At 72.3% G+C, this 24,108-nt stretch carries 23 protein-coding genes and 1 tRNA gene; 17 read left to right on the top strand and 7 right to left on the bottom strand.

The features are described from left to right. On the bottom strand, window positions 1-990 hold the full coding sequence (gene coaA, locus IF655_RS19700; RefSeq protein WP_199586220.1) for a type I pantothenate kinase: 990 nt from the start codon (window positions 988-990) through the stop codon (window positions 1-3). A 404-nt stretch (window positions 991-1,394) separates the two neighbouring features. Here coaA and glmS point away from each other — a divergent pair, with 404 nt between their 5' ends. The 7 genes from glmS (at window position 1,395) to IF655_RS19665 (ending at window position 8,630) form a co-directional block, all read left to right on the top strand. Beyond that, entirely contained in the window at window positions 1,395-3,242 is a 1,848-nt protein-coding gene (gene glmS, locus IF655_RS19695; RefSeq protein WP_199586219.1) for a glutamine--fructose-6-phosphate transaminase (isomerizing), read from the top strand. A gap of 30 nt (window positions 3,243-3,272) precedes the next feature. Next, on the top strand, window positions 3,273-3,644 hold the full coding sequence (locus IF655_RS19690; RefSeq protein WP_199586218.1) for a holo-ACP synthase: 372 nt from the start codon (window positions 3,273-3,275) through the stop codon (window positions 3,642-3,644). A 46-nt stretch (window positions 3,645-3,690) separates the two neighbouring features. Further along, the gene (locus IF655_RS19685; RefSeq protein WP_199586217.1) at window positions 3,691-5,139 is read left to right on the top strand and encodes an NAD(P)H-hydrate dehydratase; all 1,449 of its coding nucleotides are present in this window, start codon (window positions 3,691-3,693) and stop codon (window positions 5,137-5,139) included. 123 nt (window positions 5,140-5,262) lie between these two features. Next, entirely contained in the window at window positions 5,263-6,429 is a 1,167-nt protein-coding gene (gene alr / locus IF655_RS19680; protein WP_199586216.1) for an alanine racemase, read from the top strand. A gap of 122 nt (window positions 6,430-6,551) precedes the next feature. Beyond that, window positions 6,552-7,805, top strand: a complete 1,254-nt coding sequence (locus IF655_RS19675) for an alpha/beta fold hydrolase (RefSeq protein ID WP_199586215.1) — start codon at window positions 6,552-6,554, stop codon at window positions 7,803-7,805. Beyond that, window positions 7,771-8,292, top strand: a complete 522-nt coding sequence (gene tsaE / locus IF655_RS19670) for a tRNA (adenosine(37)-N6)-threonylcarbamoyltransferase complex ATPase subunit type 1 TsaE (RefSeq protein WP_199586214.1) — start codon at window positions 7,771-7,773, stop codon at window positions 8,290-8,292. The genes IF655_RS19675 and tsaE overlap by 35 nt, the downstream gene beginning before the upstream one ends. 164 nt (window positions 8,293-8,456) lie before the next feature. Further along, entirely contained in the window at window positions 8,457-8,630 is a 174-nt protein-coding gene (locus tag IF655_RS19665) for a hypothetical protein (RefSeq protein ID WP_199586213.1), read from the top strand. A 19-nt stretch (window positions 8,631-8,649) separates the two neighbouring features. On the opposite strand, the gene IF655_RS19660 is transcribed toward IF655_RS19665, so the two are convergent. Next, on the bottom strand, window positions 8,650-9,210 hold the full coding sequence (locus IF655_RS19660; protein WP_199586212.1) for a hypothetical protein: 561 nt from the start codon (window positions 9,208-9,210) through the stop codon (window positions 8,650-8,652). A 114-nt stretch (window positions 9,211-9,324) separates the two neighbouring features. On the opposite strand from IF655_RS19660, the gene tsaB reads away from it, so the two are divergent. The 5 genes from tsaB (at window position 9,325) to IF655_RS19635 (ending at window position 12,000) form a co-directional block, all read left to right on the top strand. Next, window positions 9,325-9,981 (top strand): tRNA (adenosine(37)-N6)-threonylcarbamoyltransferase complex dimerization subunit type 1 TsaB, encoded by a 657-nt coding sequence (gene tsaB, locus IF655_RS19655; RefSeq protein WP_199586211.1) that lies wholly within the window; start codon window positions 9,325-9,327, stop codon window positions 9,979-9,981. Window positions 9,982-9,998: 17 nt separating this feature from the next. Next, window positions 9,999-10,484 (top strand): ribosomal protein S18-alanine N-acetyltransferase, encoded by a 486-nt coding sequence (gene rimI / locus IF655_RS19650; RefSeq protein ID WP_199586315.1) that lies wholly within the window; start codon window positions 9,999-10,001, stop codon window positions 10,482-10,484. Further along, window positions 10,477-11,580, top strand: a complete 1,104-nt coding sequence (gene tsaD / locus IF655_RS19645; protein WP_199586210.1) for a tRNA (adenosine(37)-N6)-threonylcarbamoyltransferase complex transferase subunit TsaD — start codon at window positions 10,477-10,479, stop codon at window positions 11,578-11,580. Before rimI ends, tsaD begins: the two co-directional genes overlap by 8 nt. Next, window positions 11,577-11,831: a hypothetical protein gene (locus tag IF655_RS19640; RefSeq protein WP_199586209.1), complete on the top strand. Its 255-nt coding sequence runs from the start codon at window positions 11,577-11,579 to the stop codon at window positions 11,829-11,831. The genes tsaD and IF655_RS19640 overlap by 4 nt, the downstream gene beginning before the upstream one ends. A 99-nt stretch (window positions 11,832-11,930) precedes the next feature. Further along, window positions 11,931-12,000, top strand: a tRNA-Gly gene (locus IF655_RS19635). A 51-nt stretch (window positions 12,001-12,051) separates the two neighbouring features. Here the strand turns inward: IF655_RS19635 and IF655_RS19630 are convergent. The 4 genes from IF655_RS19630 to IF655_RS19615 are packed head-to-tail and all read right to left on the bottom strand — an operon-like array spanning window position 12,052 to window position 17,498. Next, window positions 12,052-14,370 carry a glycoside hydrolase family 3 N-terminal domain-containing protein gene (locus tag IF655_RS19630; protein ID WP_199586208.1) on the bottom strand — a complete coding sequence of 773 codons (2,319 nt, stop codon included), beginning with the start codon at window positions 14,368-14,370 and terminating at the stop codon, window positions 12,052-12,054. 59 nt (window positions 14,371-14,429) lie between these two features. After that, window positions 14,430-15,293, bottom strand: coding sequence for a carbohydrate ABC transporter permease (locus IF655_RS19625; RefSeq protein WP_199586313.1), 864 nt, complete (start codon window positions 15,291-15,293; stop codon window positions 14,430-14,432). Window positions 15,294-15,324: 31 nt separating this feature from the next. Continuing rightward, a complete protein-coding gene (locus tag IF655_RS19620; RefSeq protein WP_199586207.1) occupies window positions 15,325-16,200 on the bottom strand; it encodes a carbohydrate ABC transporter permease in 876 nt (291 codons plus the stop codon). After that, the gene (locus IF655_RS19615; protein WP_199586206.1) at window positions 16,197-17,498 is read right to left on the bottom strand and encodes an ABC transporter substrate-binding protein; all 1,302 of its coding nucleotides are present in this window, start codon (window positions 17,496-17,498) and stop codon (window positions 16,197-16,199) included. Before IF655_RS19615 ends, IF655_RS19620 begins: the two co-directional genes overlap by 4 nt. A gap of 140 nt (window positions 17,499-17,638) precedes the next feature. On the opposite strand from IF655_RS19615, the gene IF655_RS19610 reads away from it, so the two are divergent. After that, on the top strand, window positions 17,639-18,661 hold the full coding sequence (locus IF655_RS19610) for a LacI family DNA-binding transcriptional regulator (protein ID WP_199586205.1): 1,023 nt from the start codon (window positions 17,639-17,641) through the stop codon (window positions 18,659-18,661). A gap of 34 nt (window positions 18,662-18,695) precedes the next feature. On the opposite strand, the gene IF655_RS19605 is transcribed toward IF655_RS19610, so the two are convergent. Next, window positions 18,696-19,874, bottom strand: a complete 1,179-nt coding sequence (locus IF655_RS19605) for a methyltransferase domain-containing protein (protein ID WP_199586204.1) — start codon at window positions 19,872-19,874, stop codon at window positions 18,696-18,698. Window positions 19,875-19,964: 90 nt separating this feature from the next. On the opposite strand from IF655_RS19605, the gene IF655_RS19600 reads away from it, so the two are divergent. From IF655_RS19600 to groL, 4 genes are all read left to right on the top strand, one after another. Beyond that, entirely contained in the window at window positions 19,965-20,888 is a 924-nt protein-coding gene (locus tag IF655_RS19600; RefSeq protein WP_199586203.1) for a polysaccharide deacetylase family protein, read from the top strand. A gap of 23 nt (window positions 20,889-20,911) precedes the next feature. Then, window positions 20,912-21,709 carry a polysaccharide deacetylase family protein gene (locus IF655_RS19595; RefSeq protein WP_242488823.1) on the top strand — a complete coding sequence of 266 codons (798 nt, stop codon included), beginning with the start codon at window positions 20,912-20,914 and terminating at the stop codon, window positions 21,707-21,709. Window positions 21,710-22,021: 312 nt separating this feature from the next. Next, window positions 22,022-22,330, top strand: a complete 309-nt coding sequence (gene groES / locus IF655_RS19590; protein WP_018543953.1) for a co-chaperone GroES — start codon at window positions 22,022-22,024, stop codon at window positions 22,328-22,330. Between the two features lie 119 nt (window positions 22,331-22,449). Further along, window positions 22,450-24,078, top strand: a complete 1,629-nt coding sequence (gene groL, locus IF655_RS19585; protein WP_199586202.1) for a chaperonin GroEL — start codon at window positions 22,450-22,452, stop codon at window positions 24,076-24,078. Window positions 24,079-24,108: the final 30 nt, after the last annotated feature.

Genomic DNA, 24,108 nt, shown 5'->3' with positions numbered 1-24,108 from the left:
CTACAGCTTGCGCAGGCGCAGGCGCTGGACCGTGTGGTCGGGTCCCTTGCGCAGGACGAGACCGGCGCGGCCGCGGGTGGGGGCGATGTTCTCGGTCAGGTTGGGCTTGTTGATCGTGCGCCACAGTCCGCGGGCGTAGTCCAGTGCCTCCTCCTCGGAGACCTGGGTGTACTTGCGGAAGTAGGAGTCCGGGTCCTGGAAGGCGGTCTGGCGCAGCTTCTTGAAGCGGTTGAGGTACCAGCGCTCGATGTCCTCGGCGCTCGCGTCGACGTACACGCTGAAGTCGAAGTAGTCCGCGAGACCGACGCGGGTGCGGCCGTCCTTGCCGGGCAGGGCGGGCTGGAGGACGTTCAGACCCTCCACGATCAGGATGTCCGGGCGGCGCACGGTGAGCTTCTCGCCGGGGACGATGTCGTAGATCAGGTGGGAGTAGACGGGGGCGGTCACCTCGTCCTTGCCCGCCTTGATGTCGGCGACGAAGCGGGTGAGCGCGCGGCGGTCGTACGACTCCGGGAAGCCCTTCCTGGACATCAGACCGCGCGCCTGGAGCTCCTTGGTGGGCAGCAGGAAGCCGTCGGTGGTGACCAGCTCGACGCGGGGGTGCTCGGGCCAGCGGGACAGCAGCGCCTGGAGCAGGCGGGCCACGGTGGACTTGCCGACTGCGACGGAGCCCGCGACGCCGATCACGAACGGCGTGCCCGACTGGGAGCCCTTCTCGCCGAGGAAGGTGTTCAGCGCGCTTCTGAGGCTGTCGGTGGCGCCGACGTAGAGGTTCAGCAGGCGGGAGAGCGGCAGATAGATGTCCCGCACCTCGTCGAGGTCGATCACATCGCCGAGCCCGCGCAGCTTCTCCACCTCCTCGGCGGTGAGCGGCAACGGCGTCTTGTGGCGCAGCGCGCTCCATTCGGCACGGGTGAGGTCGACGTAGGGAGTCGCCTCCGGGCGGTGCCGGTGGGCGCTCCTCTGGAACTCGGAGACCGGTGAGATCACATTCCATTGTTAACGGAGTTTGAACGGAGGCGCGGGGTGGGGTACGTCACGCTGGGCGCTCGCCCTCGGCGGCTCACAGGGGCTGCGCCCCGAGCAGGGCCGCAGTGAGGCGATGCCGGTCCCGGAGTGCGGGCGCCCCGCTCCCGGTGGGCGCTCGGGCCAGGAGTTGCGGGAAGCCGCTTTTCAGCATCGCGAGGGCCGGTGGGGTGGGTGTGTCATGTGCCGGTTCGGGGTGATTTCGGGGTGGTCTCTGAGGCGGGATCAAGCATGCCCGGTTTGGGGGGACTTGGGGGTGAGGGGGTCGGTCAAGTGCCCCGCACAGGGGTGCGTACCCCCGTGGGAATTTCCGAAATCGGGCACGCGGCGCCTCTTTTGGGGCCGGGATTGACCGTAGGCTGCCGCGCATGTGCGGAATCGTGGGATACGTGGGAGCGCGGTCGGCGCTCGAAGTCGTGATGGCGGGGCTGAAGCGGCTGGAGTACCGGGGGTACGACTCCGCCGGTGTCGCGGTGCTCGCGGACGGGGGACTGGCGTCGGCCAAGCGGGCCGGGAAGCTGGTCAACCTGGAGAAGGAGCTGGGGGAGCGGCCGTTGCCCGCCGGGACGACCGGCATCGGGCACACCCGCTGGGCCACGCACGGCGGTCCGACGGACGCCAACGCCCACCCGCACCTGGACAACGCGGGCCGGGTCGCCGTCGTGCACAACGGCATCATCGAGAACTTCGCGGTGCTGCGCGCCGAACTCGCCGAGCGCGGGCACGAGCTGACCTCCGAGACCGACACCGAGGTCGTCGCGCACCTGCTGACCGAGGAGTACTCCGCGACGGCGGACCTCGCGGAGGCGATGCGGCTGGTGTGCCGCCGTCTGGAGGGCGCCTTCACGCTGGTCGCCGTGCACGCGGACGCCCCGGACGTGGTCGTCGGCGCGCGCCGCAACTCCCCGCTGGTGGTGGGCGTCGGCGAGGGCGAGGCGTTCCTCGCCTCCGACGTCGCCGCGTTCATCGCGCACACCCGGGACGCGCTGGAGCTGGGCCAGGACCAGGTCGTCGAGCTGCGCCGCGAGGGCGTCACGGTGACCGGGTTCGACGGCTCCCCTGCCGAGGTCCGCGCCTTCCACGTCGACTGGGACGCCTCGGCCGCCGAGAAGGGCGGCTACGACTACTTCATGCTCAAGGAGATCGCCGAGCAGCCGAAGGCGGTCGCGGACACCCTCCTCGGGCGTGTCGACCCCTCCGGCTCGCTCACCCTGGACGAGGTGCGCATCGGCGCGGCGGAGCTGCGCGAGGTGGACAAGGTCGTCATCGTCGCCTGCGGTACGGCCTTCCACGCGGGGCTGATCGCCAAGTACGCCATCGAGCACTGGACCCGCATCCCCTGCGAGGTCGAGCTGGCGAGCGAGTTCCGCTACCGCGACCCGATCCTGGACGGACGCTCCCTGGTCATCGCGATCTCCCAGTCCGGCGAGACCATGGACACGCTGATGGCGCTCAGGCACGCCCGCGAGCAGGGCTCCAAGGTGCTCGCCATCTGCAACACCAACGGCTCCACGATCCCGCGCGAGTCCGACGCGGTGCTCTACACGCACGCGGGACCCGAGGTCGCCGTCGCCTCCACCAAGGCGTTCCTGACCCAGTTGGTCGCCTGCTACCTCGTCGCCCTCTATCTGGGCCAGGTGCGCGGCACCAAGTGGGGCGACGAGATCCGTGCCGTCGTGCGCGACCTGTCCCGGATCTCCGGCGAGGTCGAGCGCGTCCTGGAGACCATGGAGCCGGTGCGCGAGCTGGCCCGCTCCCTGGCGGGGCACGACACGGTGCTCTTCCTCGGCCGGCACGTGGGCTACCCGGTCGCCCTCGAAGGCGCCCTCAAGCTCAAGGAACTCGCCTACATGCACGCCGAGGGCTTCGCGGCGGGCGAGCTGAAGCACGGTCCGATCGCGCTGATCGAGAAGGACCTCCCGGTCGTCGTGGTCGTGCCCTCGCCGCGCGGTCGTTCCGTCCTGCACGACAAGATCGTCTCCAACATCCAGGAGATCCGCGCCCGGGGCGCCCGCACCATCGTCATCGCCGACGAGGACGACGACACGGTCACTCCGTACGCCGACCACCTCATCCGCATTCCCGCCACGCCCACCCTGCTCCAGCCCCTGGTCGCCACGGTCCCGCTCCAGGTCTTCGCCTGCGAACTGGCCGCCGCCCGCGGCAACGAGGTCGACCAGCCGCGCAACCTCGCCAAGTCGGTGACGGTGGAATAGCCCGGTGCCGACGCCCCTTAGGCTCCTCGCATGGGCATTGTCGGGGTCGGGATCGATGTGGCCGAGATCGAGCGGTTCCGGGCGGCACTGGAGCGCACGCCAGGGCTTGCCGACCGGCTGTTCGTGGCGGGGGAGTTGCTGCTGCCGGGCGGTGAGCGGCGCGGGATCGCCTCCCTGGCGGCGCGCTTCGCTGCCAAGGAGGCGCTCGCCAAGGCGCTGGGCGCGCCGTCCGGGCTGCTCTGGGTGGACGCCGAGGTGTACGTCGAGGACAGCGGGCAGCCCCGGCTGCGGGTCAAGGGCACGGTGGCCGCCCGCGCGGCCGAGCTGGGCGTCAGGTCCTGGCACATCTCCCTCAGCCACGACGCGGGCGTCGCCTCCGCCGTGGTGATCGCCGAGAACTGATCCATCCGGGTGCGCGGGTCCGCGCTCGCGGGGCAGACTCGAAGACATGCGTACGGCGTACAGCGTGGAGACGGTACGGGCGGCCGAGCGGGCCCTGATGGCACGGCTGCCGGAGGGCGCGCTCATGCAGCGGGCGGCGGCGGGGCTCGCCGCCGCCTCGGCGGAGTTCCTGGGGCGGGTGCACGGCAGCCGGGTGGTGCTGCTGGTCGGCAGCGGCGACAACGGCGGCGACGCGCTGTACGCCGGTGCCAGACTCGCGCGGCGCGGCGCGGGCGTCACCGCCGCCCTCCTCTCACCCGAGCGGGCGCACGCGGGCGGACTGCGGGCGCTGCGCCACGCGGGCGGCACGGTCGTCACGGCTCCCGAGGACGCCGTCGCGGCCGTCGAGCGGGCGGATCTCGTCCTGGACGGCATCGTCGGCATCGGCGGCAAGGGCGGGCTGCGCCCCGACGCCGAGCGGCTGGTGGACGCCGCCGCGCGCTCGCGGGCCGGGATCGTCGCCGTGGACCTGCCCAGCGGGGTGGACGCGGACACCGGCGAGGTGCGCGGGGCGGCGGTGTGCGCGGATCTGACGGTCACCTTCGGGGCGTACAAGCCGGGGCTGCTGATCGACCCCGGGCGCGAGTACGCCGGTGCGGTCCGCCTCGTCGAGATCGGGCTCGAACTGCCGCCCGACCCTGCCGTGGAGGCGCTCCAGCACGCGGACGTGGCCCGGCTGCTGCCGGTGCCCTCGGCGGAGAGCGACAAGTACCGGCGCGGGGTGCTCGGCGTCGCCGCGGGGTCGGCGCGCTATCCCGGCGCGGCGGTGCTCGCCGTCTCGGGCGCGCTGCGCGGGGGCGCGGGGGCGGTGCGGTACGTCGGTCCCGCCGGGGACGCGGTGATCGCCCGGTTCCCCGAGACGCTCGTCTCCGACCAGGGACCCGACCACGCGGGGCGCGTGCAGGCGTGGGTGGTCGGACCCGGCGCCGGGGACGACGCGGCCACCGTCGCCAAGGTCCTCGGCGCGGACGTACCGGTCCTGCTCGACGCCGACGGGCTCCGGCTCGCCGACCGCGACACCGTGCGCGGGCGCAGCGCACCGACCCTGATGACCCCTCACGCGGGCGAGGCGGCAGCCCTGCTCGGCGTACGGCGCGAGGAGGTGGAGGCGACCCGGCTCGCCTCGGTGCGCGAGCTGGCGGCGGTCTACCGGGCGACGGTCCTGCTGAAGGGCTCCACCACGCTGATCGCCGCCCCCGACGGCGGTCCGGTCCGGGTCAACCCCACCGGCACCGCCTGGCTCGCCACCGCGGGCAGCGGCGACGTGCTCTCCGGACTCACCGGCTCGCTGCTCGCCTCCGGGCTGACCCCGCTGGACGCGGGCAGCGTGGGCGCCTATCTGCACGGTCTGGCCGGGCGGTTCGCCTCCCGGGGCGCCCCGATCGCCGCCCTGGACATCTCCGACCGGCTGCCGGACGCGTGGCGGGACGTACACCGGGAGCTGGACTGGGACTGAGCCCCGGCGTGGCACAGGAGCCACCGGGAACGCGTGCCGGACCGGTGGACCGGGCACCCGGCAAAGGACCGCCGAGGAGTGCTTCCGGGGGCCGGGCGGGGCCTCTGAGAGACTGGGGGCGCCATGAACGAGACAGCAGCAGTGCCGACGGCGCCCCTGCGCGCCCGCGCCGAGATCGATCTGGGTGCCCTGCGCGCCAACGTACGGGCGTTGCGCGCCCGGTTGACCGGCGCGGCCCTGATGGCCGTCGTCAAGTCGGACGCCTACGGCCACGGCGCGGTGCCCTGCGCCCGCGCCGCCCTCGCGGCCGGGGCGACCTGGCTGGGCACCGCCACGCCCGAGGAGGCACTCGCGCTGCGCGCGGCCGGGCTGCCGGGCCGGATCATGTGCTGGCTCTGGGTGCCCGGCGGTCCCTGGCGCGAGGCGATCGACGCCGACCTCGACGTGTCCGTCAGCGGCATGTGGGCGCTGCGCGAGGTCACCGGAGCCGCCCGCGCGGCGGGGCGTACGGCACGCGTGCAGCTCAAGGCGGACACCGGGCTCGGGCGCAACGGCTGTCAGCCCGGCGACTGGCCCGAGCTGGTCGCCGAGGCGCTGAAGGCGGAGGCGGACGGGCTGATCAAGGTCACCGGTCTCTGGTCCCACTTCGCGTGCGCCGACGAGCCGGGCCACCCCTCCATCACCGCCCAGCTCGACCGCTTCCGCGAGATGACCGCCTACGCCGAGGAGCAGGGGCTGCGCCCGGAGGTGCGGCACATCGCCAACTCCCCGGCCACGCTGACCCTTCCGGAGACCCACTTCGACCTGGTGCGCACCGGCATCGCCATGTACGGCGTCTCGCCCAGCCCCGAACTGGGCACCCCGGCGGACTTCGGACTGCGCCCGGTGATGACGCTGCGCGCCTCCCTCGCCCTGGTCAAGCGGGTGCCCGGCGGCCACGGCATCAGCTACGGCCACCACTACACCACCCCCGGCGAGACGACCCTCGGTCTCGTCCCGGTCGGCTACGCGGACGGCATCCCCCGGCACGCCTCGGGCACCGGACCCGTGCTGATCGACGGCAAGTGGCGCACGGTCGCCGGGCGGGTCGCGATGGACCAGTTCGTGGTCGACCTCGGGGGCGACGAGCCCCCGGCGGGCACGGACGCGGTCCTCTTCGGTCCCGGCGACGCGGGCGAGCCCACCGCCGAGGACTGGGCACAGGCGTGCGGGACGATCGCGTACGAGATCGTCACCCGCATCGGCGCCCGGGTGCCCCGCGTGCACCTGAACGGGGAAGAAAAGGGGTAACCACCCCGCCGGGCCGGGCAGTTGAGTCCCTCAAGCCCCCTGGGTGAGTCATGTCCCCGTTCTCTACGAACATGAGTACGGCGAAGATCTGAGCACGGCGGTACGGCGAGGAGGAGCGGTACGTGAGCGAGAGCAGTGCGGAGGGCGTGGCCGAGGCCGTCGCCGCGGTCGCCGCCGCCGGGGAGGCGGCGGGGAGCTGGCGCCGGGCGACGGGTCTCGCCGGGGCCGCGATAGGCGTCCTGGCCGCGGGCGCCGCCGCCGGAGTGGCCATCGAGCGCATGACGGTCGGGCGCGGAATGCGCCGCAAGGCGCAGCTCGCCCTGGACTCGGCAGGTCCCTACGGCACCCTGCGCGGCACCCCCGGCAAGGCGGTCGCGGACGACGGCACCGAGCTGTACTACGAGGTCGACGACATCGAGCCCGACCCGGGTCCGCACGTCTCCCCGCGCCGCCGCAGGCTCTTCGGCCGCAAGGCGCCCGCGCCCGTGACCGTCGTCTTCTGCCACGGCTACTGCCTCGGCCAGGACTCCTGGCACTTCCAGCGGGCCGCGCTGCGCGGTGTCGTGCGCACCGTCCACTGGGACCAGCGCAGCCACGGCCGCTCCGGGCGGGGCGTCGCCCAGACCCGCGACGGCGTGCCCGTCACCATCGACCAGCTCGGCAGCGATCTGAAGGCGGTCCTCGACGCGGCGGTGCCCGAGGGTCCGATCGTGCTGGTCGGCCACTCCATGGGCGGCATGACGGTGATGGCGCTCGCCGCACAGTTCCCGGAGCTGATCCGGGACCGCGTCGTCGCCACCGCGTTCGTCGGCACCTCCTCCGGACGGCTCGGCGAGGTCAACTTCGGTCTCCCGCTGGCCGGGGTCAACGCAGTGCGCCGCGTCCTGCCGGGCGTGCTGAAGGCGCTCGGGCAGCAGGCGGAGCTGGTGGAGAAGGGGCGCCGGGCCACCGCCGAGCTGTTCGCCGGGGTGATCAAGCGGTACTCGTTCGCGGGGCGGGACATCGACCCGGCGATCGCGCGGTTCGCGGAGCGGATGATCGAGTCCACCCCGATCGACGTGGTCGCGGAGTTCTACCCGGCGTTCACCGACCACGACAAGACCGAGGCGCTGGCCGCCTTCCGTGACATGCCGGTGCTCGTGCTCGCCGGGGTACGCGACCTGGTGACGCCGAGCGAGCACAGCGAGGCGATAGCGGACCTGCTGCCGGAGGCGGAGCTGGTGCTCGTGCCGGACGCCGGGCATCTGGTGATGCTGGAGCATCCGGAGGTGGTCACCGACCGGCTCGCGGACCTGCTCACCCGCGCGGGAGCGGTACCGGCAGGGGCTACCGTTGGCGGTTATGGAAGAGGCAGCAGCACCGCACAGCCCGGCTGAGATCCGGCTCACCGTCACCTCCCCCGAGCAGATGCGCCTGCTCGGACTCCGCCTGGCCGGGCTGCTGCGCGCGGGCGACCTCGTGATGCTCAGCGGGGAGCTGGGCGCGGGCAAGACGACGCTGACCCGGGGGCTCGGCGAGGGGCTCGGGGTGCGCGGCGCGGTCACCTCGCCGACCTTCGTGATCGCGCGGGTCCACCCCTCCCTGGTCGACGGACCGCCGCTGGTCCACGTCGACGCCTACCGGCTCTCCGGCGGGCTCGACGAGATGGAGGACCTCGACCTCGACGTGTCGCTGCCCGAGTCCGTGATCGTCGTGGAGTGGGGCGAGGGCAAGGTCGAGGAGCTGACCGACGACCGCCTGGAGGTCCTGATCCACCGCGCGACCGGGGACACCACCGACGAGGTACGGCACGTGACGGTCACCGGGCTCGGCAAGCGGTGGGCGGAGACGGACCTGGAGGCGCTGGGGGCGCTGGAGGGCTGAGCCCGCCGAGGGTGCCGAAGGGCGCCGCGAGGGGGAGTGCGCGTCCATATCCCGACATGCTGTCGGGATCGTATTGCGCGGGACGTACCGGGCGTGGTCACATGGTATCCAGCCCGTGGTTAGGCATACCTAACCACACCCGCCCCCGCAGCTCAGGAGGCGTCATGTCCGCTCCACGTCCCACGGTCCGGCCCGAGCGGTCCGGGCTCGCCCCGGTGACCCCGCAGGTGTCCATGCGCGACCTGCTGGCCTCGTGCGCGGCGGCGAAAGCGGTCTCCACCCCGCCGCCCGCCCCGGACCCGGCCGAGCACACCCCGGACCACCGCGAGGCGGCGTAACCGCGTCACGGCGGGGGAGTCAGCGGATCACCATCACCGGGACGCCGATCGTCGCGAACTGCCACATGGCGTTGCCGTCCGGCCGGGTCTCGCGGATGCCGCCGGTCTTCACCGAGCCGGTGCCGGCGTCGTTGTCCGCCGGATCGTCGTCGGCGGCGGCGCTGAAGCCGATCGTCACGCCGCTGCGTGTCGCGAAGCGGACCACGTGCTCGACGAGCACGCCGTCGGTGCCGGTGACCTGCTTGGAGCGCGAGGTCACCCAGTAGGCGCCGAGCCGCGGGTCCACCTGCCCGGGGCGCACCTTGAAGGTGCGCCGCACGCGATCCCGGTCGTCCACCAGCCAGACCCGGTCGTCGTCCACCGAGTACACGACCCGCTCGCCCTTGCCCGAGTTCCGCGGCAGTGCGGTCGGGTGGCGGCGGTCGCGCGGTGCCTTCACGGCGGCGGAGGGGGAGGCGCTCGCCTTGGAACCGCTCAGACCCGGCGGCACGGTGGCCTGCGCCTGCCAGGCGAGGAGGGCGACGGTGCCGAGGGCGGCCGCGGTGAGACCGGCCACGATTCCCGAGCTGGTGCCTGCCACGTGGGACCGCCTTCGCTTCGTGCCCATATGTCGTACTTCATACAGACCGTAGCAGCCGGTGACCGTCCGTCCGGGGCGGGCGTGCGCGAGCCGCGGGCGCCGTAGGCTGTTCGCGTGCTCTTGCTCGCTCTGGATACCGCCACCCCCGCCGTCACCGTCGCCCTGCACGACGGCACGGACGTCGTCGCCTCGTCCGGCCAGGTGGACGCGCGCCGCCACGGGGAGCTGCTGCTGCCCGCCGTCGACCGTGTGCTCGCCGCCGCCGGGGTCAAGCTCGACGCCGTCACCGGCATCGTCGTCGGCACCGGACCCGGTCCCTACACGGGTCTGCGCGTCGGTCTCATGACCGCCGACACCTTCGGTCTCGCGCTCGGCGTCCCCGTGCACGGCGTGTGCACCCTGGACGGTCTCGCCTACGCCGCCGACATCGAGAAGGGACCCTTCGTCGTGGCCACCGACGCCCGGCGCAAGGAGGTCTACTGGGCGACCTACGCCGACTCGCGCACCCGGCTCACCGGTCCCGCCGTGGACCGCCCGGCCGACATCGCGGAGCGCGTCGCGGGACTGCCCGCCGTCGGCGCGGGCGCGCTGCTCTACCCGGACACCTTCCCCCAGGCACACGAGCCGGAGCACGTCTCCGCCGCCGCGCTCGCCTCCCTTGCCGCAGAGAAGCTGGCCAGGGGCGAGGAGCCGGCGGAGCCCCGGCCGCTGTATCTGCGCCGCCCGGACGCGCAGGTGCCGAAGAACTACAAGGTGGTCACCCCCAAGTGACCGCGAAGCTGCGCGAGATGCGCTGGTGGGACATCGACCGGGTCCTTGAGCTGGAGAAGGACCTGTTCCCCGAGGACGCCTGGTCGCGGGGCATGTTCTGGTCCGAGCTGGCCCACTCCCGGGGTCCCGAGGCGACCCGGCGCTATCTGGTCGCCTCGGTGCCGGACGGCCGGATCGTCGGCTACGCGGGACTCGCCGCCTCCGGCGACCTCGCCGACGTGCAGACCATCGCCGTCGCCCGCGACCAGCAGGGCACCGGTCTCGGCGCCCGCCTGCTGACCGAGCTGCTGCGGGCGGCGACCGCCTTCGAGTGCGCCGAGGTGATGCTGGAGTGCCGGGTGGACAACACCCGCGCCCAGAAGCTCTACGAGCGCTTCGGCTTCGCCCCCATCGGCTTCCGGCGCGGCTACTACCAGCCGGGCAACGTGGACGCCCTGGTGATGCGCCTGACCGACCCCTCTTCCTCCCTGGAAGACGTACAAGGAACCGAGATCAATGGCTGACGAACCCCTCGTCCTCGGCATCGAGACCTCCTGCGACGAGACCGGCGTCGGCATCGTCCGCGGCACCACCCTGCTGGCGGACGCCGTCGCCTCCAGCGTCGACGAGCACGCCCGCTTCGGCGGCGTGGTCCCCGAGGTCGCCTCCCGCGCCCATCTGGAGGCGATGGTCCCGACCATCGACCGCGCGCTGAAGGAGGCGGGCATCACCGCCCGCGACCTCGACGGCATCGCGGTGACCGCGGGACCCGGTCTCGCGGGCGCCCTGCTGGTCGGCGTCTCCGCCGCCAAGGCGTACGCCTACGCCCTCGGCAAGCCGCTCTACGGCGTCAACCACCTCGCCTCGCACATCTGCGTGGACCAGTTGGAGCACGGCCCGCTGCCCGAGCCGACCATGGCGCTGCTGGTCTCCGGCGGGCACTCCTCGCTGCTGCTGTCCTCGGACATCACCTCCGACGTCCGCCCGATGGGCGCCACCATCGACGACGCGGCGGGCGAGGCGTTCGACAAGATCGCCCGCGTGCTGAACCTGGGCTTCCCCGGCGGTCCGGTCATCGACCGCTACGCCCGCGAGGGCGACCCGACGGCCATCGCCTTCCCGCGCGGTCTGACCGGTCCCCGCGACCCCGCCTACGACTTCTCCTTCTCCGGTCTGAAGACCGCCGTGGCCCGCTGGATCGAGGCGAAGCGCGCCGCGGGCGAGGAAGTGCCCGTCCGTGACGTGGCCGCCTCCTTCCAGGAAGCGGTGGTGGACGTGCTCACCCGCAAGGCGGTGCGCGCCTGCAAGGACGAGGGCGTCGACCACCTCATGATCGGCGGCGGTGTCGCCGCCAATTCCCGGCTGCGGGCGCTCGCCCAGGAGCGCTGCGAGGCGGCGGGCATCCGGCTGCGGGTGCCGCGTCCCAAGCTGTGCACGGACAACGGCGCGATGGTCGCCGCGCTCGGCGCCGAGATGGTCGCCCGCAACCGGTCCGCCTCCGACTGGGACCTGTCCGCCGACTCCTCCCTGCCGGTCACCGACCCGCACGTGCCGGGCACCGGGCACACCCACGACCACGACCACGTCCACGAGGTCAGCAAGGAGAACCTGTACTCGTGAGCGTCGCCCTGATGTGGGAGGCGAAAGCCGCCGAGGACCGGGGCGCCGACCTCCTCGCCTGGGCCCGCGCCCAGGAACTGCCCGCCGAGCCGCTGCGCCGGGAGACCTTCCGGGCGCCGGGGGAGCGGGTGCTGGTCATCACGTGGTGGGACGCGGCGTACGACGCGGACGTGCCGGAACTGCCCGAGCCGGAGGCGGGGTTGGTGTCGCGACCGGTGCACCGGTGGCGGTTCGAACCCGTCGGGAACTGATCTCGCTGCTTGCGCGATCAGGGCTGGCGCTCGGCGGCGATCTCTGGCTATGATCATCACAGAGCGAACGGGCCGGAACAACTCCGGTCAGAACGCCAGGCGTTGGTGGTCCAAGGAAAGACGCCCCGCTTCCTGCGGGGAAATGCAGGTGCAAGGCCTGCCCGGCGCTCAGATCAGAAGGCGCCCCGGTTTCGACCGGGGCGCCTTCGCCGTTTCCCCCTCACCCCGCCGGTGCCACCCGCGCGTCCGCCGTCTCGCAGCGCAGCACCCGGTCGGGACCGACCAGCCGCACCGGACCCGTCAGCGTCACCTGCGCGGTGTGCCGCACCTCGGCGCTCGACGGGCCCAACCGCAGCTCCAGCAGCCCCGGTTCGACGATCCGGCTGCCCGAACGCCCGGTGAAGGACGCCAGGTCGGCATGGAAGCGGAAACTCACCCGCCGCTCCTCGCCCGGCTCCAACTCCAGCCGCCGGTAACCGATCAGGCGCACCTCGGGACGCGTCACCGAGGCGACCGGGTCGTGCAGATAGAGCTGCACCACCTCCGCGCCCGCCCGCTCCCCGGTGTTGCGCACGCTCAGCGCGAGGTCGTACACCCCGTCCGTGCCGATCTCCACGGGCTCCGCGGAGCTGAACTCCCCCCAGGCGAACGAGGTGTACGACAGTCCGTGGCCGAACGGGAAGAGCGGCGCCGGGTCCAGGGCGCTGACCTCACTGGGGAGTCCGAGCGGTGGCTGGAGGTAGGTCCAGGGCTGGCCACCGGGGTCGCGGGGCACGCTCAGCGGGAGGCGTCCCGAGGGGTTGACCCGTCCCGAGAGCACTCCGGCGACCGCCGTGCCGCCCTCCTCGCCGGGGAGGAACGCCTGGACGCTCGCGCCGAGTTGCGCTTCCCAGCGACCCAGCGCGTAGGGGCGTCCGGTGAGCAGGACCAGGGCGACCGGGGTGCCGGTGGCGACCAGCGCGTCCAGCAACCCGGCTTGTACGCCCGGGAGTTCCAGGTCCGCCACATCGCACCCCTCGCCGGAGGTGCCCCGCCCGAACAGGCCCGCCCGGTCGCCGAGCACCGCCACGCACACGTCGGCGTCCGCCGCGAGGGCGACCGCTTCCGCGAAGCCGGAGGTGTCCGGGTCGGAGACGCCGCAGCCTTCGGCGAACTTGACCTCCGCGTCCGGGAGTTCGGCGCGCAGGGACTCCAGGACCGTCGGGATCTCGATGCCGAGCGGCACGTCCGGGTGGTGGGGGAGGACGTGGGAGGGGAAGGAGTAGCAGCCGAGCATCGCGAGCGGGTCGGCGGCGCGGGGTCCCACCACCGCGATCCGGGCGGCGGGGGAGAGGGGGAGCAGCCCGGTCGGGTTGGCCAGCAGGATCACCGACTCCTCCGCCAGGCGGCGGGCCAGGGCACGGTTCCCGGGCGGGTCCAGATCCACCGGGCCCTCGCGCTCCGGGGTGAAGTCCTCGTCCAGCAGCCCCAGTTCGCACTTCTGGAGCAGCACACGGCGAGCCGCGCGGTCCACCAGTGACTCGGGCACGTCCCCGGTTCGTACCGCCGCGACCAGGTCACTGCCGTAGCAGTCCACGGTGGGCAGCTCGACGTCGATCCCGGCGGCCAGCGCCACGTGCGCCGCCTCGGTCTTCGTGGCGGCCACCCGGTGCAGGGTGCGCAGGAAGGCGACGGCGAAGTAGTCCGCGACCACCGTGCCGGTGAAGCCCCACTCCTCGCGCAGCAGGTGGGTCAGCAGCTCCGGGTCCGCCGAGGCGGGGACGCCGTCGGTCTCGGTGTAGGCGGCCATCACCGACCGCGCGCCGCCTTCGCGCAGCGCCAGCTCGAACGGCGGCAGCACGACGTCCGCCAGCTCGCGGACGCCCGCCCGCACCGGCGCCAGATTGCGGGCGCCCGCCGAGCCCGCGTACCCGGCGAAGTGCTTCAGGGTGGCGACCACCCCGGCGGACTCCAGCCCCCGTACATAGGCGGCGCCGACCGTGCCGACCAGGTACGGGTCCTCCCCGATGGTCTCCTCCACCCGCCCCCAGCGCAGATCGCGCGCCACGTCCAGCACCGGGGCGAGCCCCTGGTGCACGCCGACCGAGCGCAGGTCGGCGCCGATCCTGCGCCCCATCTCCTCCACCAGCTCCGGGTCGAAGGAGGCGCCCCAGGCGGGCGGCACCGGGTACGCGGTCGCGCCCCAGGCGGTGAAGCCGGCCAGGCACTCCTCGTGCGCGAGCGCGGGGATGCCGAAGCGACCCGCGGCGGCGATACGGCGCTGGGCGGCGGCGAGCGCACGGGCACCCGCCGCCGCGTCCACGGGGGCGGTGCCGAACGAGCGGGTCAACTGGCCCAGCCCGTACGCGATCAGCCCCTCCCAGTCCGTCACCCGGCTCATCTCGCCCTGCAGCGGCGCCACTTCGCCGCCCTCCGCGTCCGCGCCCACCCACACGCCGTACAACTGGGCCGTCTTCTCCTCCAGGGTCATCCGGGACAGCAGGTCGGCGACGCGGTCGGCGGCGGGCAGCGCGGGGTCGCGCCAGGCGGGGGTGGTCATGGAACTCCTGTCGGGGATGTCGTACGAGGGGACGCCGTGCGCGAGGGGCTACGCGGGGGTCACTTGCCGCCCACGCCCATCAGTCCGCCGACCAGGGCGCGCCGGGCCACCAGGTAGACGGCGAAGACCGGGATGCCGGAGAGGACGACGGAGGCGAGCAGCGCGGGGATGTTGACGCCGAACTGGCTGACGTAGGTGAACAGTCCCAGGGTGAGGACGCGGGGACCGTCGGACTGGGTGAAGATCAGGGGGAAGAGGAAGCCGTTCCACGCCTGGAGCGCCGCGTAGACGACGACGGTGCCGATGCCGCCCTTGGCCAGCGGGATCACGAGCTGGAAGAGCATCCGCGCCGGGGAGGCGCCGTCCAGGGCCATCGCCTCGTACAGCTCCTCGGAGATGTCGCGCAGGGTGCCGGTGAGGACGAGCACCGACACCGGCATCGCGAAGGCGGCGGTGGGCAGGATCACCGCGAGCAGGCTGTCGTACAGGTTCAGCTTGGCGATCATCAGATAGAGCGGGACCACCACCGCCTGCGCGGGGATGGCCACGCCGAGCAGGAACAGCCGGAAGGCGGCGCCCGACCAGAAGCCCCGGGTGCGGACGGCGACGTACGCCAGCGGCACGCACAGGACCAGGACGATGGCGACGACGGCAGCCGCGACCAGCACGGTGTTGGCGAGGAAGTGGCCGAAGCCGCTGTGCAGGACGGTGTCGTAGTTGGCCAGGGTGGGGTGGCGCGGCGGGCGCAGGGCGTTGTGGCCGAGCGCCTCGTCCTGGCCGGTCAGGGACAGCGAGATCATCGCGTAGACCGGGACGATGACGACGGCCAGCCAGATCACCGAGCCGAGTCCGGCGAGCGGGTCGGCGCGCCGGGTCCGACGGCGGTGCGGGGGCAGGGGCTTGGCAGGCGCGGGGGACTTCACCGGCGGGGTGAGGGTGTCGGGTGCCACGGTGTCACATCCCTTCCCTCGTGCTGCGCATGGCGCCGAAGCCGGACAGCCGGATCAGCAGCAGCGACAGCGCGGTGGCGGCCACGACGAGGAAGGTCGCGACGGCGCTGGCGTAGCCGAAGTCGTAGCTCTTGAAGCCCGCTTCGTACATCAGGTACGGCAGGATCGCGGTGTCCGTGCCGGGACCGCCCTGGGTGAGGATCAGGACGGTCTCGAAGTAGGTCAGCGAGCCGACGATCATCAGCACGCTCGATGTCGTCGCCGTGTGGCGCAGTTGGGGCAGCGTGATGGAGACGAACCGGCGCAGCCGTCCGGCGCCGTCGATCGCGGCTGCCTGGTAGAGCACGTCGGGGATCTGCCGGGCGCCGCCCTGGTAGATCATCGTGTGGAACGGGATGAACTGCCAGCCGCCGACGAAGACCAGCGCGAGGAACGCGCCGGAGGTCGAGCCGAGCGTGTCGCCGCGCACGATGCCGAAGTTGGGGTCGAGCAGGGCGTAGAAGAGCAGCGAGATCGCCGTCGAGGACAGCAGGAACGGCACGAAGAAGACCGCCGACAGGATCGCCCGGTTGCGCTGCCGTCCCGCCGCCCAGACGCCCAGGAGCAGGGACGCGAGCGTCTGGAAGACCCAACTGGCCACCGTCAGCAGGGCGGTGGCGGTCAGGGACTGGGTCAGCCGGTCGTCCCCGATCAGCTTGTGCCAGTTGGCCAGACCGGCTGGGCGGGGGTCGCCCAGACCGTTCCAGGTGGTGAAGGACAGACAGAACGCGAGAACCATGGGCAGGAGGGCGAAGAAGCCGAAGAAGAGCACGGCGGGCAGCGCCCAGGAGGGGTGGGGGCGCCCGGCGCGCGCCGCCGACCGGCTTGTCCCGTCGCTCACTTCAGCTCCTTGAGCGCCGACACGAACCGCTCCGGCGACGACTTGCCGACGAACAGTTTGTTGACCTCGGTGAGCATCGGGGTCGAGGCGTTCGGGTCGACCGCCTGGTCCCAACTGAGCGTGAAGGCGGGGGCGTTCTGGACCATGCGGTACTGGAAGCGGGCGAACTCCGGGTTGGGGGAGGCGTCGAGCAGCTTGGCCGCGTTGGAGGTGGCCGGGATGTCGCCGTTGGCGATCAGCGCCTTGGCGTAGCGCTCGGAGGCGCAGTCGCGGAGGAAGGCGAGGGCGGCGTCCTTGTTGCTCGTACGGGCGTTCACCGACCAGTAGTTGGTGGGGTTGCCGACCACGTTGCGGATGTCGCCCGCGCCGCCCTCGAACTCCGGGAAGGGGCACCACCCGAGGTCCTTCTTCGCGAAGTCGGGGAACTTGCCGAGCTGGGTGGAGTACTCCCACGAGCCCATCAGGTGCATCGCCGCCTTGCCCTTGGCGAAGGCTGCGGGGGCACCGCCGTTGGTGTACGCGACCGAGCTGTAGCCCTTGCCGAAGGCGCCGTCGTCGATGAGTTCGCGCACGGTCCGTGCCGCCTTGAGGACGGCGGGGTCGCCCCAGCCCGCCGGGTCGCCGTTCTTGATCCGGTCGAAGACCTCGGGTCCGCCGATGCGGTCCACGAGGTACTCCAGCCACATGAGTTCGGGCCAGACGTCCGCGCCGCCGAGCGCGAACGGGGTGATCTCGGCTTTCTTCAACTTCGCGTTTGTGTCGAGGAGTTGGTCCCAGGTGGTGGGCGGCTTCAGCTTGTGCTCGGTGAACAGGCGCTTGTTGTAGAAGAGGATCACCGGCTGCATGCCGCGCATCGGGATGCCGTACTCGCGCCCGCCGAGCGCGCCCGCGGCGAGGACGGAGGGCAGGAAACCGCCCTTGAGGACCGGGTCGGAGGCGATGGTGCCGGTCAGGTCGAGGAGCTGGTGCGCCTCCTCGTACGCCTTGATGGAGCCGCCGCCCCAGTTGAAGAACACGTCGGGGGCGTTCGGGGAGCCCATCGCGGTGCGCAGCTTGGCGGGGTACTCCGCGCCGGGCACCTTCTCCAGGCGGACCCTGCCCTTGGTCTCGCGGGCGGCTGCCGAGGAGTTGAACCGCGTCACCGCCGCCGCCTGCACCTTCGCCGCGTCGTCGCCGTACACGAACGCCGTGAGCGTGCCGTCCGCGCCGGAGCCGCCGCCGGAACCGCAGGCGGTGAGCCCGGCGGCCAGGGTGGCGGCACCGGCGCCGAGCAACCAGCGTCTGCTGTAGGTCTCCATGAACGGGCACCCCTCACGGATCGCTCGCGGATGGCTCCGCGAAAGTCTTCGAATGTTTCGAAAGACAACTCGAATGTTCCGGGAACGTAAGACGCCCGAGAGAGCCCGTCAAGAGGTCTCGCAGAGATACGATCGCGGCCATGAAGCCGACGAAGAACGGAACGGCGCAGAGCGCCACGCTCGCCGAGATCGCCCGGGAAGCCGGGGTGTCGGCTCCGACTGTTTCGAAGGTGCTCAACGGGCGCGCGGACGTCGCCGCCGCCACCCGCGCCCGGGTCGAGGAGCTGCTGCGCGCCCACGGCTACCGCCGCAGACGGGCCGAGGCGACTCGCTCGCCGCTGATCGACCTGGTCTTCCACGAGCTGGAGAGCGCCTGGGCGATGGAGGTCATCCGGGGCGTGGAGAACGTCGCCCGGGAGGCGGGACTGAGCGTGGTGCTCTCCGAGAGCGCCGGGCGGCTCACCCCCGGGCGCACCTGGGCCGACCAGGTCGCGGGGCGCCGCCCGCACGGCGTGATCCTGGTCCTGTCGGACCTCGACGACTCCCAGCGCGCCCTGCTGACCAGCCGCCGCATCCCCTTCGTGGTCCTCGACCCGGCGGGCGACCCGGGCGCCGACGTGCCCTCCATCGGCGCCACCAACTGGCAGGGCGGTCTCGCCGCGACCCGGCACCTCATCGACCTCGGCCACACCCGCGTCGGCGCGATCAGCGGACCCTCCCGCATGATGTGCAGCCGCGCCCGCCTCGACGGCTACCGGGCCGCGCTGGAGACCGCCGGTCTGCCCGTCGATCCGCAACTGATCAAGGCGGGCGACTTCCACCACGACTCAGGGCGCCGCCTCGGCCTGGAGTTGCTCCGCGCCCCCGACCGCCCCACCGCCGTCTTCGCGGGCAACGACCTCCAGGCCCTCGGCCTCTACGAAGCCGCCCGCGAACTCGGTCTCCGCGTCCCGGACGACCTCAGCATCGTCGGCTTCGACGACCTCCCCGTCGCCCGCTGGGTCGGCCCCCCGCTCACCACCGTCCGCCAGCCCCTGACCGAAATGGCCGAAGCCGCCGCCCGCCTGGTCCTCGACCTCGGCCGCACGGACTCCGCCTCCACCCGCGTGGAACTGGCGACGAGCCTGGTGGTGCGGTCGAGCACGGGGGCGCCGCCCGCCTGAGCGTAGCCGGGTGAGCGCCGCCGTGTGAGTGCCGCTACGCCGCCGGACGCCCGATCAGCATCGTCGGTGCTCCCGCCACCCGGGTCAGGAACACCGTCGCGGAGTGGGGGCCCTGGGGCTTCACCTTGCGGCGGAGTTCTTCCGGTTCTACGGCCGAGCCGCGCTTTTTGACGGTGAGGGTGCCGACCTGGCGTTCGCGGAGGAGGGCTTTCAACTTCTTGAGGTTGAAGGGGAGTTGGTCGGTGATCTCGTAGGCGGTGGCGTAGGGGGTGGGGCGCAGGGTGTCGGAGGTGATGTAGGCGATGGTCTCGTCCAGGAGACCGCCGTCCACGGCTTCGGCGACCTCGGCGACCAGGTGGGCGCGGATGGCGGCGCCGTCGGGCTCGTAGAGGTAGCGGCCGACCGGGCGCACCGCCGGGTCGGGCAGACCGCGTCCCTCAAGGGTGCGCGGGCCCGGGAGCAGGGTGGCGCGGACGCCGCCGGGGGCGCCGGTGCCGAACCACAGCACCGCCTCCTTCACGTCCCCGGCGTCCGAGATCCACTCCGCCTCGGCTTCCGCGGGCACCGCCTCGTGCGGGATGCCGGGGGCGATCTTCAGCGCGGCGCGCGGCGCCGTACGGGCCGCCGCGACCGCCCAGGACAGCGGCGGTGAGTACGCCTCCGGGTCGAAGATGCGACCGCGTCCGCCCCGCCGCGCCGGGTCCACGAACACCGCGTCGTACCCGGCCGTGTCCACCTCGGTGACGTCCGCCTCGCGCACCTCGATCAGGTCGTCGAGCCCCAGCGCCTCGGCGTTCGCCCGCGCCACCGCCGCCGTCAGCGGGTCGCGGTCCACGGCGAGCACCCGGACGCCCGCGCGGGCCAGCGCGAGCGCGTCGCCGCCGATCCCGCAGCACAGGTCCGCCACCGAGGTCACCCCGAGCGCCCGCATCCGCTCCGCGCGGTACGCCGCCACGCTGGTCCGGGTCGACTGCTCGACCCCGTTCGGCGTGAAGAACATCCGCTCCGCGTCCTCCGCCCCGAACTTCGCCGCCGCCCGCTGCCGCAGCCGTGCCTGCCCCAGCGCTGCCGACACCAGCTCGACGGGGTGGGTGCGGCGCAGCCGGGTGGCGACGGCGAGTTCGTCGGCCGGGGCGGTGCCGCGCACCTCGTCGAGCAGGGCCCTGCCCTCGTCGGTGCGCAGGGCGTGGAAGGAGGAGAGCTGGTCGTTCACCGGCTCATTGTGGGCCAGTCGGTGGACCGTACGCCTCCGACGGCGGTGTCGGGCCGGTCACGGGGCTCCGGCCTGCCAAGATCCGGCACCATGCGAGCCGTCGTACAAAACGATAAAATTCGGGCGCGTTGGCGCTCGACCGCCCTGCGCTGCGGCGCCGCCGCACTGACCACCGCCGCCGTCCTCACCGGTTGCGCGGGCCCCGGCGACAGCGCCGCCCCGCACAAGGCACCCGCCGGACAGCCCGGCCCCGCCAAACCCCAGGACGCGGCAGCCGCCCGCCTCGCCGAACAGCAGCGCATGGCGGCCGCCGCCCGCAAGTGGGGCCTCGCGCAGGTCCCGGTCACCCCGCCCGCGCCGCCCCGGGTCAAGCCGAGGATCACCGCGCGCGCCGGTTTCGAGGTCGACCACCAGGACGACTGGGACCTCCCCCCGGTCTTCACCACCGTCCCCACCCGGCAGAAGGTCGTCTTCCTCACCATCGACGACGGCGCCGAGAAGGACCCCAAGTTCCTGGAGATGATGCGGGAGCTGAAGATCCCGTACACCGCCTTCCTCAGCAACTACCTCGTCAAGGACGACTACGGCTACTTCCGCACGGCGCAGTCGTACGGCAACACCCTCGACAACCACACCCTCACCCACCCCTATCTCCCCGGTCTCTCCTACGAGGAGCAGCGCCACGAGATCTGCGGGATGCAGGACATCATGGAGAAGCAGTTCGGCAAGCGCCCCACCGTCCTGCGCCCGCCCTACGGCGACTACAACCAGGACACCCTGCGCGCCGCCAAGTCCTGCGGCATCAAGTACGCGCCGATCTGGAACGAAGAGGTCTACGTCGACCACTGGGAGTACCGCGAGGACGACCGCCAACTGCGCCGCGGCGACATCGTCCTCACCCACTTCCGCGGTCCCGACGAGTGGAACGGCACCATGGTCGACGACATGCGCCGCTTCCTGAACAAGGTCACGGCCGAGGGCTACGCGGTGGCCCGCCTGGAGGACTACCTGTGAGCGACGGGGGGCGGGGGCGCTCGATGAGAGGCGGAGGCGGCGGGTCCGGGACCGGGCGCGGGAGCGCGGGTGGGGGCGCGCGCACCGCGCTGTGCGCCGTACTGGCCACCGCCGCCCTCCTGACCGGCTGCGCCCAGTCCGTCGACCCCATCGAACGCCTCGGCAAGAAGGCCGCCGAGGGAGTGCACCGCCCCGTGGTCCGCGCCGACCGCGCCTACCGCCACTGGGGTCTGCCCGCCCCCCTCGCCACCGCCCCCCACCACGCGGCGACCACCCGCACGGCCACCCGCCTCCCCGCAGTCGTCGACCGCGTCCCCACCACCGACAAGGTCGTCTTCCTCACCTACGACGACGGCGTCGGCCAGGACCCCCGCCTGGCCACCCTGATCCGCGAACTCCACCTCCCGGTCACGGTCTTCGCCACCGCCCGCCAACCGGCGCTCCGCCGGGCAGGCGCGACGGTCGAACACCGAGCCCCCCGCCGCGGCACCCTCCCCGGCCTCCCCTACACCCGCCAGCGCACCGCCCTGTGCACCCATCCCACCGCCCACCTCCTCCGCCCCCGCCACGGCACCTACGACCACACCACCCTCCGCGCCGCCGCCCACTGCGGCATCACCGCGCTCGTCCTCTGGCGCGCGACGGTCACCCCCACCGGCGTCGCCTACACAAGAGGCCCCCACACCCTCCTCCCGGGCGACATCGTCCGAGTGGGCCCAGCCCGAGGCCCGGCAACGGCCCTGGGCGAACGGACGGCGCGACTGCTGCGCAAGGTGCAGGAACGCGGCCTGACGGTGGGCCACTTGGAGGACTACCTGTAGTCAACTCCGCTCACTGTCAGCCCGTCCGGCGTTTGAGGACGAGGCCCCTTGAGGGCCGAAAGCGGGGGTCCGGGGGCGCAGCCCCCGAAACGGTGGACGCGACTCCCCGCACCGACATCCCCGACGCGCCGCACGGCAATTGGCACTCCGCTTGACCGAGTGCTAACCCCGGTCATAGTCTCGGCTCTGGCACTCGGCAGCAGAGAGTGCCAACAAAGCGACGGGCAGGTCCGGCACCCGCGACGACGGATCCACCTGGTCGCCACCTCAGACAGTCAACCCCGTGTGATCTCAGAAGGGGGAGGTCGGATCGTGACGACCGCCAGCTCCAAGGTTGCCATCAAGCCGCTCGAGGACCGCATCGTGGTCCAGCCGCTGGACGCCGAGCAGACCACGGCCTCTGGCCTGGTCATTCCGGACACCGCGAAGGAGAAGCCCCAGGAGGGCGCCGTCCTCGCCGTGGGCCCGGGCCGCTTCGAGAACGGCGAGCGCCTGCCGCTCGACGTCAAGGTCGGCGACATCGTGCTGTACAGCAAGTACGGCGGCACCGAGGTGAAGTACAACGGCGACGAGTACCTCGTCCTCTCGGCGCGCGACGTGCTCGCGATCATCGAGAAGTAGTTCACCCGAAGCAGCCTCTGCTTCACCACTGCGCCCCTGGCCCCCCGCGACCGAGAGGAAGCCGGGCGGCCGGGGGCGCGGTCACATCCACCCAGATTTTCGAGAGGGCTACCGCTGTCATGGCGAAGACTCTGAAGTTCGACGAGGACGCCCGTCGCGCCCTTGAGCGCGGCGTCAACAAGCTGGCCGACACGGTGAAGGTGACGATCGGCCCCCGGGGTCGCAACGTCGTCATCGACAAGAAGTTCGGCGCGCCCACCATCACCAACGACGGTGTCACGATCGCCCGTGAGGTCGAGATCGAGGACCCGTTCGAGAACCTCGGCGCCCAGCTCGTGAAGGAGGTGGCGACCAAGACCAACGACATCGCGGGTGACGGCACCACCACCGCCACGGTGCTCGCCCAGGCGCTCGTGCGCGAGGGTCTGAAGAACGTCGCCGCCGGTGCCTCCCCGGCCGCCCTGAAGAAGGGCATCGACGCCGCCGTCAAGGCCGTCTCCGAGGACCTGCACGCCGCTGCCCGTCCGATCGACGAGAAGTCGGACATCGCCGCCGTCGCCGCGCTCTCCGCGCAGGACGACCAGGTCGGCGAGCTGATCGCCGAGGCCATGGACAAGGTCGGCAAGGACGGTGTCATCACCGTCGAGGAGTCCAACACCTTCGGTCTGGAGCTGGACTTCACCGAGGGCATGGCCTTCGACAAGGGCTACCTGTCCCCGTACTTCGTCACCGACCAGGAGCGTATGGAGGCCGTCCTCGACGACCCGTACATCCTGATCAACCAGGGCAAGATCTCCTCGATCACCGAGCTGCTCCCGCTGCTCGAGAAGATCATCCAGACCAACGCCTCGAAGCCGCTGCTGATCATCGCCGAGGACGTCGAGGGCGAGGCCCTGTCGACCCTGGTGGTCAACAAGATCCGCGGCACCTTCAACGCCGTCGCGGTGAAGGCTCCCGGCTTCGGCGACCGCCGCAAGGCGATGCTGCAGGACATGGCCGTCCTCACCGGCGCCACCGTCATCTCCGAGGAGGTCGGCCTCAAGCTCGACCAGGCCGGTCTGGACGTGCTGGGCACCGCCCGCCGCGTGACCGTCACCAAGGACGACACCACGATCGTCGAGGGCGGCGGCAACGCGGCCGACCTCACGGGCCGCGTCAACCAGATCAAGGCCGAGATCGAGAACACGGACTCCGACTGGGACCGCGAGAAGCTCCAGGAGCGCCTCGCGAAGCTGGCCGGCGGCGTGTGCGTGATCAAGGTCGGCGCCGCCACCGAGGTGGAGCTGAAGGAGAAGAAGCACCGTCTGGAGGACGCCATCTCCGCGACCCGCGCCGCGGTCGAGGAGGGCATCGTCTCCGGTGGTGGCTCCGCGCTGGTCCACTCCTCCAAGGTCCTGGACGACAACCTCGGCAAGACCGGCGACGAGGCCACCGGTGTCTCGGTCGTCCGCAACGCCGTGGTCGAGCCCCTGCGCTGGATCGGCGAGAACGCCGGCCAGGAGGGCTACGTCATCGTCTCCAAGGTCAAGGACATGGAGAAGGGCCAGGGCTACAACGCCGCCACCGGCGAGTACGGCGACCTGATCAAGGCCGGCGTCATCGACCCGGTCAAGGTCACCCGCTCCGCCCTGGAGAACGCGGCCTCCATCGCCGCCCTCCTCCTGACGACCGAGACCCTGGTCGTCGAGAAGAAGGAAGAGGAAGAGGCTGCTGCCGGCCACGGCCACAGCCACGGTCACGCCCACTGACCCACCCTCACCACACCAAGGCCCGGCCTC

The organism is Streptomyces sp. DSM 110735, assembly GCF_016482685.1.
GTDB lineage: Bacteria > Actinomycetota > Actinomycetes > Streptomycetales > Streptomycetaceae > Streptomyces.
The sequence above is the reverse complement of the archived record's forward strand: the minus strand, read 5'-3'. Positions and strand labels throughout refer to the sequence as shown.

Coding starts and splice junctions, on each gene's coding strand:
- IF655_RS19630 (WP_199586208.1), bottom strand. CDS start 14,370: ATGACCACCCCCGCCTGGCGCGACCCCGCGCTGCCCGCCGCCGACCGC.
- IF655_RS19600 (WP_199586203.1), top strand. CDS start 19,965: ATGCGAGCCGTCGTACAAAACGATAAAATTCGGGCGCGTTGGCGCTCG.
- IF655_RS19685 (WP_199586217.1), top strand. CDS start 3,691: ATGCGTACGGCGTACAGCGTGGAGACGGTACGGGCGGCCGAGCGGGCC.
- IF655_RS19615 (WP_199586206.1), bottom strand. CDS start 17,498: ATGGAGACCTACAGCAGACGCTGGTTGCTCGGCGCCGGTGCCGCCACC.
- alr (WP_199586216.1), top strand. CDS start 5,263: ATGAACGAGACAGCAGCAGTGCCGACGGCGCCCCTGCGCGCCCGCGCC.
- IF655_RS19595 (WP_242488823.1), top strand. CDS start 20,912: ATGAGAGGCGGAGGCGGCGGGTCCGGGACCGGGCGCGGGAGCGCGGGT.
- groL (WP_199586202.1), top strand. CDS start 22,450: ATGGCGAAGACTCTGAAGTTCGACGAGGACGCCCGTCGCGCCCTTGAG.
- glmS (WP_199586219.1), top strand. CDS start 1,395: ATGTGCGGAATCGTGGGATACGTGGGAGCGCGGTCGGCGCTCGAAGTC.
- rimI (WP_199586315.1), top strand. CDS start 9,999: ATGCGCTGGTGGGACATCGACCGGGTCCTTGAGCTGGAGAAGGACCTG.
- IF655_RS19665 (WP_199586213.1), top strand. CDS start 8,457: ATGTCCGCTCCACGTCCCACGGTCCGGCCCGAGCGGTCCGGGCTCGCC.
- tsaE (WP_199586214.1), top strand. CDS start 7,771: ATGGAAGAGGCAGCAGCACCGCACAGCCCGGCTGAGATCCGGCTCACC.
- IF655_RS19690 (WP_199586218.1), top strand. CDS start 3,273: ATGGGCATTGTCGGGGTCGGGATCGATGTGGCCGAGATCGAGCGGTTC.
- IF655_RS19610 (WP_199586205.1), top strand. CDS start 17,639: ATGAAGCCGACGAAGAACGGAACGGCGCAGAGCGCCACGCTCGCCGAG.
- tsaD (WP_199586210.1), top strand. CDS start 10,477: ATGGCTGACGAACCCCTCGTCCTCGGCATCGAGACCTCCTGCGACGAG.